This window comes from Bartonella queenslandensis (genome assembly GCF_018155095.1).
In the GTDB taxonomy this organism is placed as follows: Bacteria; Pseudomonadota; Alphaproteobacteria; order Rhizobiales; family Rhizobiaceae; genus Bartonella; species Bartonella queenslandensis_B.
The window spans coordinates 135160-148359 of record NZ_NAAI01000001.1; the positions used below are offsets into that span (position 1 = coordinate 135160).

12 protein-coding genes and 1 other RNA gene are annotated in these 13200 nt (G+C 36.3%); 2 read left to right on the forward strand and 11 right to left on the reverse strand.

Translation table 11 applies throughout. From position 1 onward, the window contains the following. Positions 1–6: 6 nt before the first annotated feature. The 10 genes from rimI to B5V81_RS00540 form a co-directional block, all read right to left on the reverse strand. On the reverse strand, positions 7–498 hold the full coding sequence (gene rimI, locus B5V81_RS00495) for a ribosomal protein S18-alanine N-acetyltransferase (RefSeq protein ID WP_212111153.1): 492 nt from the start codon (positions 496–498) through the stop codon (positions 7–9). Beyond that, positions 498–1184: a tRNA (adenosine(37)-N6)-threonylcarbamoyltransferase complex dimerization subunit type 1 TsaB gene (tsaB, locus tag B5V81_RS00500; RefSeq protein WP_212111155.1), complete on the reverse strand. Its 687-nt coding sequence runs from the start codon at positions 1182–1184 to the stop codon at positions 498–500. The genes rimI and tsaB overlap by 1 nt, the downstream gene beginning before the upstream one ends. An 812-nt stretch (positions 1185–1996) precedes the next feature. Continuing rightward, positions 1997–3025, reverse strand: coding sequence for a YeiH family protein (locus B5V81_RS00505; RefSeq protein ID WP_212111157.1), 1029 nt, complete (start codon positions 3023–3025; stop codon positions 1997–1999). A 49-nt stretch (positions 3026–3074) separates the two neighbouring features. After that, the gene (gene recR, locus B5V81_RS00510; protein ID WP_212111159.1) at positions 3075–3680 is read right to left on the reverse strand and encodes a recombination mediator RecR; all 606 of its coding nucleotides are present in this window, start codon (positions 3678–3680) and stop codon (positions 3075–3077) included. A gap of 30 nt (positions 3681–3710) precedes the next feature. Beyond that, complete coding sequence (locus B5V81_RS00515; RefSeq protein WP_212111161.1) at positions 3711–4034, reverse strand: YbaB/EbfC family nucleoid-associated protein; 324 nt, start codon at positions 4032–4034, stop codon at positions 3711–3713. Between the two features lie 14 nt (positions 4035–4048). Next, a complete protein-coding gene (locus B5V81_RS00520) occupies positions 4049–5989 on the reverse strand; it encodes a DNA polymerase III subunit gamma/tau (protein WP_212111163.1) in 1941 nt (646 codons plus the stop codon). 227 nt (positions 5990–6216) lie between these two features. Next, an RNA gene (gene ffs, locus B5V81_RS00525) (signal recognition particle sRNA small type) lies at positions 6217–6314 on the reverse strand. A 293-nt stretch (positions 6315–6607) separates the two neighbouring features. After that, positions 6608–7012: a hypothetical protein gene (locus tag B5V81_RS00530; RefSeq protein WP_212111165.1), complete on the reverse strand. Its 405-nt coding sequence runs from the start codon at positions 7010–7012 to the stop codon at positions 6608–6610. A gap of 555 nt (positions 7013–7567) precedes the next feature. Beyond that, positions 7568–8431 carry a prephenate dehydratase gene (locus tag B5V81_RS00535; RefSeq protein ID WP_212111167.1) on the reverse strand — a complete coding sequence of 288 codons (864 nt, stop codon included), beginning with the start codon at positions 8429–8431 and terminating at the stop codon, positions 7568–7570. Next, positions 8428–9159, reverse strand: coding sequence for a 3-deoxy-manno-octulosonate cytidylyltransferase (locus B5V81_RS00540; protein WP_212111169.1), 732 nt, complete (start codon positions 9157–9159; stop codon positions 8428–8430). Before B5V81_RS00540 ends, B5V81_RS00535 begins: the two co-directional genes overlap by 4 nt. A gap of 104 nt (positions 9160–9263) precedes the next feature. Between B5V81_RS00540 and B5V81_RS00545 the strand changes: the two genes are divergently transcribed. Continuing rightward, complete coding sequence (locus B5V81_RS00545) at positions 9264–9827, forward strand: c-type cytochrome (RefSeq protein ID WP_212111171.1); 564 nt, start codon at positions 9264–9266, stop codon at positions 9825–9827. Positions 9828–11329: 1502 nt separating this feature from the next. On the opposite strand, the gene B5V81_RS00550 is transcribed toward B5V81_RS00545, so the two are convergent. Further along, positions 11330–12109: a molybdopterin-synthase adenylyltransferase MoeB gene (locus B5V81_RS00550; RefSeq protein WP_212111172.1), complete on the reverse strand. Its 780-nt coding sequence runs from the start codon at positions 12107–12109 to the stop codon at positions 11330–11332. Positions 12110–12196: 87 nt separating this feature from the next. Between B5V81_RS00550 and gshB the strand changes: the two genes are divergently transcribed. Continuing rightward, entirely contained in the window at positions 12197–13135 is a 939-nt protein-coding gene (gshB, locus tag B5V81_RS00555) for a glutathione synthase (protein WP_212111174.1), read from the forward strand. Positions 13136–13200: the final 65 nt, after the last annotated feature.

The following is a 13200-nucleotide window of genomic DNA, read 5'->3' on the forward strand; positions in this document are numbered from 1 at the left end:
TAAATCTCAATCTATTTGCTTAAAAGTTTTTTGCATGATAATTGCATCACCGCGACCATTTTTTGACGGGTAGTAGGCCAGACGTTCAGAAATTTTTTGAAATTCAAAGCGTTGATAAAGGTTTAAAGCAGAAAGGTTTGTGGATTCTACTTCCAAGAATAATTTTGTAGCACGCTTATCATGAAGATGGCGAATTGTATGATCGATAAGTAAGATACCAATTCCTTGTTGACGATAATGAGGGTGAACAGCAATTGTGATAATTTCTGCTTCATCAAGAATAAGACGGCAGAGGCAAAAGCCTAAAATTTGATCAGAGCGATCAATGAAAAAGACTTTGTAGCCGAAGACAGAGTGATCTGTTAAGAAATTATCAAAAGCTTGTTTTCCCCAAGCAGGGGTAAAACAATGTTGATGAATTTGGTGAAGAGAAGCACTATCATCAACTTGTAGTGGGGAAATTCCAAAATGCTTTTTTGTTGATGAAAATTTAAACATTATTTTTTTCGTGGTAAAGCAAAATTGGTTTGTTGTTTTGCATCAGAGCTGCGTAGATAGAGGGGACGAGGCGAATTTTGTGGCTGTCTGTTTGCAGCAAGATAAGCGTAGTTCACAATATCTGCTGCTTCACAAGGGATTGTTTCTAGGATAATTTTTTCGTTTATTTTATGGTTTTCAATATGCTGCATAACGATATCAGCTGCTGGGCCAGTTAATTGAGTTTTTTTGGGCAAGTCTTCAAGGATATTTTCAATTGTTTTTAATTTTGGTGTTCCCAAAGGAGTGAGATCCTTATGAAAATTTTGATGGTAGAACATCTCTCTCCCTGCTTCAATGACGACAGTAATTGCTGATACACTCTTTGTATTAGTTGTGACTTGTGCTGCTAAAGCTTCAAGTGCACTCACTCCAACAGCTGGTATTTCAAGTGCTAATGCCAAAGCACGCGCTGTAGCAATACCAACACGGATACCAGTAAACGATCCAGGTCCAACATTGACAGCAATACGCTCAACTTGATCAAGCGTCATATTGGCTTGTGTCATTATTTGTGTAATCTGCCCAATAAGTCTTTCAGCATGCCCTTTATTCATGCGCTCATCGATCCGCGCAATAACAGACTTATGACGAATAAGCGCAACAGCACAATAAATTGAAGCAGTATCGATAGCAAGAATAAGCATAAAATTTTAATTGAATAAGACAATAGACAAAAGTCTAATGTATTTTTTTAATCTTTTCTATCATCGTATAGTTCATTTGTAAGAAAGTTGCTAGTGTCAATAAGCAACAATATCTTTTTATGGCATAGGATGAGACGTTGATTTGATCCTTATTTTTGGGGTTGTCGATAAATTGATTTATAATAATAATTTATTGTTTTCATGCTCAATAACCCCCTTTGATATTATCAGATTTTTTCATTTCAAATCCATAAATTAAAACCTTTTTCTTACACGACATAAGGAGAGTTGGCGTGTGGATAAAACTATTTAAGAAAGGAGTAAAATTTCTCTCATAAACCATTTAAATGCAAGAGCTGTTGCAACATTGGGAGTTAGCAATAGTCTGATGCTAGGGCTTGTTACTTCATGAAGCGAAGAGGGCAATTCACAATATAGGGATTTTACATTATATTATCCATAGGCACCGCTGTGAAAGGGAGTTCATATGTCTTGAGAGGTGTTTGCTAACAAGCACGTGAATGTACAACATAAATATATTCTGTTTTAGGTGTTGTTTCTTCGTGAGAGGTATGACTTCATTAAAGAGCATATTCTATCAATTTTTTATAAAAACTTTAGCTTCATGAGAGCAGAGATGAAAGAAATGGTATTTTTTATGCGTTACATATTTAATACTATACCGTTGCAAATCATTATGGACTGAAAAGCTCATTGAAAAAGCAAATTTGATAGTTTTCACTTCATATCAGAGCGCTTTTTTTTGTATAGAATATAGGATAATGAGCAAATTTTTAAAAATTTTGCATATTTCAAAATGTTATATGATTTAAATCATTCAATTGTATCATGATAAGACTACAAATACCGAGAATAATTATGGAGCAAGTTGAAGCCAAAATAACGCGCGATCCTGCTTTTTTTAATGATCGGATATCAACACCTAAACCTAATGCTGCCATTGAAATGATCGTGAACATCTGAGCAATAAGTTTGATCGGGTTTATAGCCGTTTCAGAAATAAGTCCGCTTGAGCGGATAAGCATCATGATAATAAAGCCGATTATAAACCATGGCACAAGAGTATGTAGACGAAAACGTGTTTGTGCTGAGCGATGATAGATAATTGATAGAATAAAAATAACAGGGCTTAACATGAGAACGCGTACCAATTTAACAATTGTTGCAATTTGGACGCTTACAAAAGAGACAGATGCGGTTGCTGCTAAAACCTGTGGTACAGCATAAACAACCATACCGGCAAGCACACCATATTGGTTGAATGACAAATTCAGAAGTGGCTGTGCAAAAGGGAGAAATAAAATAATAAGAACCCCTAAAAGAGCAGTAAAAGCAATTGATGCAGCTATTTCTTCATGTTTTGCTTTAATAACAGGAGCTACAGCAACAATGGCTGAGTTCCCACAAATAGCATTCCCGCAAGCAACAAGCATGGCCAAATGCATAGAAAGTCCGAACAATCGACCAATGATAAAGCTAAGAATAATTGTTACAAATATAACGAATACGATGCTTGCAAGCAAACCCCAACCAGCGGAAAGAACGGAATGAATACTAATGCTTGCTCCTAGAAGGACAATAGCAACTTCAAGAAGTGTTTTGGCACAAAAAGTTATACCTTTTTGAAAATATGTTGGCATCCTAAAACAACTACGGGTAACAGATCCTAAGAGAATTGCTAAAACAAGACTTTCAAGCCATGCTTGCCCCAAAAGCTGTTTTTCTAGAACTTCTAAACCATACGCTAAAGCTGATATGAGTAAACATACTAAAATACCAGGACCAAAGTTATTTAAAAGTGAGAGGTTTTTCTTTAGCATTTGAATATTCCCCCATCATTGAAGAGCTAAAGGTTAAGATGAAAAAGTTTTAAAGATTTGTTCTTGCTTGTACAGCTGCTGCTAAAGTTCCATCATCAAGATAATCGAGCTCGCCTCCTACAGGAACACCATGAGCAAGTCGCGTAATTTTGACTGGAAAATTGGAAAGCTGATCGGTGATGTAGTGAGCGGTTGTTTGTCCTTCGACAGTCGCATTGACAGCAAGAATAATCTCCGTAATTGGGTTTTGTACAACACGTTGTATTAAGGTGGCAATGTTAAGCTCGTCAGGACCTATTCCATCTAACGGGGAGAGTCGTCCACCTAATACATGATAACGTGCGGCTAAAGTTTTTGCGCGCTCAAGAGCCCACAAATCAGCAATATCCTCAACAACAATGATCGTTGTATTATCGCGTCGCGAATCTGTACAAATTGAACAAGGATCAATGGTATCAACATTTCCACAAATAGAACAAATGCCGACTTTTTCTATAGCGGCCTGTATTGCAGTTCCTAAAGGCTCCAGCAAAGTTTCCTTTTTTTTAATAAGATGAAGCGCAGCACGACGGGCTGAACGCGGACCAAGACCTGGCAAGCGTGCTAAGATTTGAATGAGACGTTCAATCTCAGGGCCTGCAATGTATTTAGACATATATTTGTCCCCTGGGAAAAAACCGTTTCATTAAAACGGAAGCTTGAAACCAGATGGAAGTGGTAGCCCCGCCGTTATGCTCTTTGTTCTTTCTTCTATCGCAACTTCGATTTTTGTTCTTGCTTCATTATAAGCTGCCATAATAAGATCTTCAAGAATTTCAGCTTCTTCAGGTTTGAGTAATGAAGGATCAATTTGAATTTCTGTTATAATATTTTTGCCATTTAATGTAATGTTGACGAGATCACCCCCTGCAGTGCCGGTAGCTTGCAGATTAGCTATTTCCTCCTGAATTTTCTGCATTTTCTCTTGCATTTCTTTAGCTTTTTTCATCATACTCATCATTTCACGCATAGAAATAGATATCCTTATTCATCATTGCTATCATTTTCACTTTTAAAGAGATCAACATTTTTAAAGGTATTGGAGGGTAAATCAAGATCATTTTCTTCTCTATTGAGTCGAATATCGACAATTTTTGCTTCTGGAAAATAGTTGAGGATTTTGGCGATATCAGGATCTGTCTCTGCATTGGAAAAAAGAGTCTTTTGAATTGCTATACTTTCTTCCTGTAAAGTTGGACCACCTCCTTCATTGACAAAAGTTATCACATAGCGTTTTTCAGACCATTGAGAGATTTTTTTTTCGATATCATGAGCAAGAAATTGTGGGGTATTCTCAGAAAGTCTTAAAGTAATATGCCCAGCGTCAAAAGAAACAGGATGAACAAATTCTTTAACAAGGAGTTTGAAAGGCACGTCATTATGCTGTTCGGCTAATTTAACAATATCGTGCAAAGAATTAATCACGAGAGTTTTAGGTTTAGTAATCTCTTCGATTGGTTGAGTGGCAGAATGCGATAAATTTGCAATATCTTCAGAAAGATCAGTAGATTGAGAAGTTTCAAGAGTTTCTGTTACTTCTTGAACTTTGGCGTTGTCAGTAGTTTGATCGTTAACGAAATTTTCTGGTTTTAAGGAGTGGTTTAATTGGTCTTGCAAGGATGTTTTTAGGTTTGATTGATTTGGTAATGTATTTGAAACACTCGAGGAAGCATAGACATCAATTGTTGTTTCTTTCGTTATATTATTTGCATTTATCGATTCTTGATGAGAAGAATTTTTAACGAGTGCGAGAGGTGTTTTTTCTTGCGTAATTTTTTTTAAAGCTTCATCAAGAGTTGGAAGGTCAGCTGTGTGTGCAAGACGAATTAAAAGCATTTCAGTTGCTTGCAGTGGACGTGCAGTTTGATTAACTTCTTGTAAGCCTTTGAGTAACATTTGCCAGTTTCGGGATAAAACAGGAACAGACAGTTTTTTTGAAAAGTCTAAACTTCTTAAACGTTGTTCTTCAGTCAGTGAGAAATCTTCCACTATTTCTGGTGTGAAGCGTAAACGTGTAACCAGATGATTAAAATCGGCTAATTCTGTTAATATAGTAAGAGGATCAGCGCCTGCATCATATTGACTGCGTAATTCATGTAATGCATGGACAACATCGCCCTTCATGATAAATTCAAAGAGATCAATAATACGTGCTTGATCCGCTAATCCTAACATTGTACGCACTGCAACAGCACTGACATTACCATTGCTATGAGCAATCGCTTGATCAAAAATAGATAATGCATCACGTGCAGAGCCTTCTGCAGCACGAACAATCATAGAGAGCGCTTGATCTTCTACTTCGACCTTTTCATATTTCGCAATTTGGCGCAAATGCGTACTCAAAGCTTTTGATTCAATCCGTCGCAAATCAAAACGTTGGCAACGCGAAAGAATTGTAATGGGTACTTTGCGAATTTCTGTTGTAGCAAAAATAAATTTTACATGGGCTGGTGGCTCTTCAAGAGTTTTCAACAAACCATTAAAGGCTTGTGTTGAGAGCATATGGACTTCATCGATAATATAAACTTTATAGCGTGCAGAAACAGGACGATAACGTATTTGTTCAATAATTTCACGAATATCATCAATGCCCGTATGAGAAGCGGCATCCATTTCTATAACATCAATATGGCGTCCTTCAATAATTTGTGTGCAATGTTCACCAAGAGAATCTAATTGGGTTGTTGGTTGATCAATATCTTTTGTTTTATAATTGAGCGCACGTGCTAAAATCCGTGCTGTTGTAGTTTTACCTACACCGCGAATCCCTGTTAACATCCACGCTTGTGCAATACGGCCCTTTTCAAAGGCATTGGTGAGAGTACGCACCATAGCTTCCTGACCAATAAGGTCAGAAAAGTTTTGAGGTCGATATTTACGAGCAAGAACACGATAGGCTGTCTCTACCGGTACATTTTCCATGAATGTTTCCAACTTTGAAGTTCTCTATGCGTATATTTTGATCATACACAAAACATAGGTCAATACTGTACTCTCATATAAAAGGATTTTTTCTCAATCAATTCATTTTTTATGGGATAATTTGCCAAAAAAAACCAAATCCCTTTACTTGCGCTGCACAAAAATACCGCTCTGAAGGCTTAAAATACTTCGCTAAAACATAGCACAAAAATAACCTCTTCAGCAAAATAGGAGGCTGGCACGATGACCCGTACCAGAACTCGTTGGGGCTGCTTCTTTCCAGACCTGACCCAGTTGGCGAGTAGTTCGTCCACCACCAACCTCCCAAGTTTATATTGTCGATTTGGAATGAAAAATCAAGCTCAGAAACGAAAAATATCATAAGAACAGCCAAGATTTTTTCTTTGAACTTAATTCTTGTATTATAGACAACAAAAAGTAATGGAGATTTAAATTTTCAGAAATAAACACCTACACTGATTTGCCATGAACAAAGTTTTTGTATTTCTCTGTTTATATACGATACAACGCGTAGCAATTTTGAGAGGCTTCGATTGCACAGACAGATACACTACAATGTTTTAGTACAGACAAGTTATCTTGGTAATGCAAATATTATTAAAAATCTCCTGTATCACAATCTATACCAGTAACTTTTTCCTTAGTAATATTTTTAAAAGTATAAGATCCTGATGGAGGGAAACCTATATCGAGGGATTTTACATCTTTAAGCGTAAAGATCTTATGTTCTTTATCATGCGTTATTTTCTTTTCATCATCTGCAACAATATGTAGTTTGTTGACGTCAGAAGGAGATGAATACGATAAAGTAAAGGATACTTTTTGGGGGTTAAACGCTTTGCACCCATATTCAACACCTTGCTTTATTGTATCAGGTGCACCAATTGTAACAGTTTCATTTGGCGCAAAATTCCATTCTCTCTCACCAAATCCCGCAAATGCGACACTAGAGCAGGCGAAAATATTTGCAGCCAATAATCCTTGCATCAATTTTTTTTTCATTATCTTCTCCATTTTTTCTAAAATGAAGTGAATCATAAATCAGTTTTTATAAATATGAAAGTTTAAACGTAATGCAAAAAATATGGTTAAATGGTATCTTATAGTTTTATAAAAATACGTTGAAAATTATTTAAACTCAAGAGGTTTGAATGATTTATTATCTCAAATATATTCTGATGATAAGTTAAATTGTTTTGATGAGCTAATTTAGAAGTTCTTTATTTTTATTAGGATAAACTGCTATAGGAAATGATATTTTTTCTTAAGAGTCTTTACTTTAATATGAAGGAAAATGGAGGATCCAAACGCTTTCATTTTTGGTTATGTATTTCTTCACATAGATCTTTGTACACGTTGAATTGCTGTTTATCATAATATAATTTATCAAAAAATATTATCGGAGAAATTTATATATTCTTTTATGCGTTATTTTTTTCTCCAGTATTCATGAAAGGCGTTGAGTAGAAAAAACGAGTTTCTCCAAGAGACGTGGCATTATAGGATTTTTAGAATATTCTTTGATATCAGCAAAAAATGCGGGTGGTTTTGTTGTTTTTATATATATGATGCTCGATCATTTTGTGCTGGATAAGTACCGATGATGCGCAATTCGGCAGAAAAGAAAGACAGCTCTTCTAAGGCAAGTTTCATCATGGGATCTTCAGGATGTCCTTCAATGTCAACAAAGAATTGTGTTGCATTAAAATTTCCACCGATTTGATAGCTTTCTAATTTTGTCATATTGATACCATTTGTTGCAAATCCACCCATAGCCTTATAGAGAGCAGCAGGAACATTGCGCACTCGAAAAAGAAGACTGGTGATAATTTTTTCGCCATTTGTAGGTTTGGGGATATGTCGTTTGGATCGTGAAAGGATGACAAAACGGGTAATATTATGAGAGTTATCTTCAACATTTCTTTCAAGAATATCAAGCCCGTAGAGTTCTGCTGCGATTAGAGGTGCTAAGGCTGCTTGTGAACGTTGAGCACTTTTTTTTATAAATTTTGCCGCTCCAGCGGTATCCGCAGAAACGACAGGTTCCCAACCATTATTTCGTATGATTTTTCGGCATTGTGCTAGGGCATGCGTATGACTGTGGACGGTTTTAATTTCGTCATGGGTAACGCCAGGTAAAACCATTAATTGAAAATGGATAGGTAAAAAATATTCATCAATAATATAAAGGGATGATTGTGGTAAAAGATGATGAATGTCTGCAACGCGTCCAGCAAGAGTATTTTCAATCGGGATCATAGCAAGATCAGCTTTCCCATTTTCCACTAAATTAAGGGCGTCTTCAAAAGTAGCGGAGGGCACAGCCTCCATACTGGGGAACATATTGGAGCAAGCAATATGAGAATTAGCACCGTATTCTCCTTGGAAAGAGATTTTATTGGTTTTTTTGAGTGTTTTCATGCTAGAATCTTACGTACTCTCTCGAGATCACGTTGTGTGTCTACACCTAAAGGAATCGTATCGACTATTTCCACATCGATACGCATATTATGCTCTAATGCACGTAATTGTTCAAGTTTTTCGCGCATCTCGAGTGTAGAGGGTTTGAATGAAACAAATTTCTCAAGTGCTTCGCGCCGATAGGCGTATATTCCAATATGATGATAAAGAGGACCATTTCCATAAGGAGCTGTGGCACGAGTGAAATAAAGAGCACGAAGGCGGTTTTGAGAAAGCGGGGTTCCAATGATTTTGACAACATTAGGATCTTTTTTTTCACTTTCTTCCATGATTTGAGACCCCAAGGTTGCTATATCAGTCAGGCTATTTTCTAAAGGACGTAATGCATGAATGATTTCACGAGGCATTATTGTTGGGAGGTCACCTTGTATATTTAAAATAGCATTGTAGCGTTGTTCAGGATCAATACGCATTAAAGCTTCATAAATGCGATCAGATCCAGATTTATGATCACCTCGTGTTATGATATATTCGTGCCCATACTCTGCAACAGCTTTGGCGATATCATTGTGATCTGTTGCAATGATCGTACGCCCTATTGCTGCTTTTTTGGCTTGTTCTGCGACATGAACAATCATCGGCTTTCCACCGATTTCAGCAAGAGCTTTTTGAGGAAGGCGGGTTGATCCCATACGGGCAGGAATAAGAATAATCGGTTCAAGAGCCATTGCAAGATTCCAAACGTCGTCTGTGCTATATTTATGATGTTGTGTGTTGTGAAGAAAAAACTTATACTAGAAATGGTAATGAAACCGTGAACATTTGAGTTTTTATGAATCGCTGGAAAGCTATCTATTTTATTGGCGCTTGTTTATGTGTGCTGGTTATTGTTGTGGGAATTTCCACACTCAGCGATATAGTTTACGATCATTCTACACCAGTCCAATACTATCATACAGTTAGCAAGAATGATACATTTAAAGAAAAACAGAAAGAATCTGATATTCCTATATCACTAAATAGCCGCCTTCAACAAGGCGATTTTGAAAATGGGCGTAAAATTTTTCGTCAATGTGCCATATGCCATACTTCTGGACGCAATCAAGCAGGACGCGTTGGTCCCGTTCTGTGGGAAATTGTTGACCGCCCTTTGGCCTCCGCCGCAGGTTTTGCATATTCACGGGTATTGCGTGCGCATTCTGATCAAAAATGGGATTTTGTAACGTTAGATCGTTATCTACGTTCTCCACGTGAAGCATTTCCTGGAACCATTATGTCTTTCCGTGGAATTAAAAATGACCAAGATCGTGCCGACCTTTTGCTTTATTTACGCAGTCTATCGGATGATCCCGTTCCTTTACCAATGGATAATAACAAAGTGAACGAGCCAAAATAACGTACATTATAGATATTTATTTTAGAAAAAAACCGATTTTTTGTAATTTTGGTTTCAGGGGGTATTAAAAGAGCTCTTATTAATGTTTTGATAGAGGGAACATTTCTCAACACGCTTATACATTGCGCATTCACACGTTTATTTTAAAGAGATCTTTCTCAATGCATCCAAGCTCATTGTGTGATGGCATTCGTGAATGGGATGAGATCTATAGGGATCCTATCATATTATTCTAATTCCTAACGTTGCAATAGCCTTTGTCTATTAAGATAGTTCATAGGAGGACTTTTTATTCTTTTCTTAAATATTTTTATCCACGTACTATTCTTACTTATGGGATGGGAATAGTTTTGATTGATTTAATATAAGGGGAGAAATAAGAAAATTTTACAGTATTTGGGGTACTAATTTAATATATGAAGCCATAAATTATAAATCAGTGTATACTTATGCTGAGGAAAGAAAAAATTATTGAAAATGGCTCAAAAAATTACGTGTTCTAAAGTTTTCACCCTTCTATTACAAAGCAATTGTCGGCAATAAAAAGGGATAACTTCTTTAAACAGATGAGAGTGTAGCTATTTTGATTCAAAATAAAAAATGTGTTTGGTTTCTCGTTAAAAAGAATCTTTACAGTGAAAGGATTATAGGTATAGATATTATCATTCATGTTGGTTAAATATCTGAGATTATAGAGGAAAATCTCAGATAAAGTAACATTAGAATTTACACTGATACGAACGTTTTTTTTAGGTGTAGATCACTTTTAATGATATTGATACTCGCAATTTTCTTGTTAAGAAAATGTGTTCTTTATGGAGTGATATTCAGATTATTTTTTTAAGAGCCTTTTACTTCACTTCCTTCATATATTCTTATTAAATGCAATTATTTCTGAAGAACTATCAATTTATGAAATATAGTTTTTTATTTTTGAAGACAAAGTTTGTATGATTGAAGCGCTGCATGAAGTTGATCTTATCTTTTTTATACGCCATTATTACTTCTGTATTTTTTAGGAACAGAGCAAATGGATTGCTCTGATGTTTGATAAAGTAAACGTTTTGTCTTGATGCAAGTGCGCAGACGTTTCATCAATAACTAAAATATCACGAGGTTATCTGTTTATGGGGTATGACTTAGAATTATTAAAGCGCTGTCACATGAAGAGGTTATTATGCGTGAATGGAGAGAGTTGAATAGAGCTCTTCTGATTGTATTTTTTATCTACCTCGAAAATTCTTTACACAAGAACACTGATGGCAGCTACGTTTGCACAAGTATCTAATCGTTTATAAAAGATGACATGAAATTACGCTGATAATCCATTAATAGAGGCGTCTTTTTTCACAAAAAATTTTCAATCTTTGTGATAAGTTTAAGCATTCTCACTGTTTACAGCGTTTCGATAATTTACGATAAAACATCACTGTTCCAGTTTCAATACATATCACGAGATTCTTGAAAATGAGTAGAGATAAAATCATGCTTTTTCAAGCTTCTTACTTAATCGCTCGGGCATTTTCTTTGGAATTTGATCGTTTATAGGTAACAACATTAAATTGTGCAGACAACCCATCATAGAGAAGCACTTTTCCCACTAATGAATCTCCGATGTTTGTGATCATTTTAATAGTTTCCATTGCCTGTAGAGTTCCAATAACGCCAGGTAAAGCACCGATGATTCCAGCTTCAGCACATGTTGGAATAGTATCGGGAGCAGGAGGGGTGGGGAATAAATCACGATAGTGAGGGTTATTGTCTTTATATGGCATAAGGACGGTTAATGAGCCATTAAAACGTTCTACAGCGCCACTTATTAAAGGTTTTTTGCATTGGGCAGCGTGATCAGCAAGAAGATAACGTGTGGTAAAATTATCACTTCCATCAACAATGATATGGTAGGCATTGAGCAGTTTATCCACATTACTTTTATTTAAGCGTAGAGTGTGTTTTTCAACCGTAACATGGGGATTTATTGCTTTTATAGTGGTTTCAGCACTGTCTGTTTTGCTTTGGTTGATTGCATTTGTCTTATGAATAACTTGGCGTTGTAAATTGGAAAGTGAAACAGTGTCGTTATCGACAATTCCAAGGGTTCCAACACCTGCGGCAGCTAAATAAGTTAAGACAGGCGCTCCAAGACCACCAGCTCCCACAACAAGAACACGCGCCTTTTTGAGCTTTTGTTGTCCCGCACCACCAATCTCAGGCAAAATGATGTGGCGTGCATAGCGCTCGATTTCTTCATTATTGAATTTTGTATCTATTTTTTGTGTCATAAATTTTCTCTTGTCATCATTATTTTATTGTTTACTAAATTTATGGTGCATAAACCAGTCTGTATTTAGGATAGAGAGGATTTATTTATGAAAATTGCCATTCAGATGGATCATATTTCAACAGTTCGGATTCAAGGAGATACGACATTTGCACTCGCTTTAGCTGCGCAAGAACGTGGCCACTCTCTCTTCCATTATACACCAGATCGCTTATCTCTGTGCGATGGTTGTGTGATTGCATGGCTAGAGCCATTGACCGTTCATGATGAAGAGGGGAAACACTATCAGTTAGGAAAGCCTGTCCGCACGGAATTAACAGATATGGATGTGGTTCTTTTACGCCAAGATCCCCCTTTTGATCTTAATTATATCACCACGACTCATTTATTAGAACGTATTCATCCTAAAACACTTATTGTGAATGATCCGGCATGGGTACGCAACAGTCCAGAAAAAATTTTTGTTACCGAATTTTCTGATTTGATGCCAGAAACATTAATTACCAAAGATATTGAAGAAATAACAGCTTTTAGAGAGACATTTGGCGATATTATTGTGAAACCACTTTATGGGAATGGGGGCGCTGGTGTTTTTTACTTAAAACAAGATGATCACAATTTAGCATCGCTTCTGGAAATGTTTGCAGAAATTTATCGCGAACCTTTTATTGTTCAGCGCTATTTAGAGGCAGTACGAAAAGGAGATAAACGGATTATTTTGCTTGATGGTACACCTGTTGGAGCCATTAACCGAATTTCGACAACAACAGATGTGCGTTCTAACATGCATGTTGGAGGTCGCGCGGAAAACATTGAGTTGACAAAACGTGATTATGAGATTTGTGAACGTATTGGTCCAGCTTTAAAAGAACGTGGTCTTCTTTTTGTGGGGATTGATGTCATTGGAGATTATATAACAGAAATCAATGTAACATCTCCTACGGGAATTCGTGAAATTAAACGCTTTTCTGGTACAGATGTTGCTCATTTATTTTGGGATGTTATTGAATTCAAACGTTCAAATTAATTGACACAGAGCTCAACCATGGTTTTGTAAAAAATGATCCATGTTGTTTTTACATTTGTTATGTT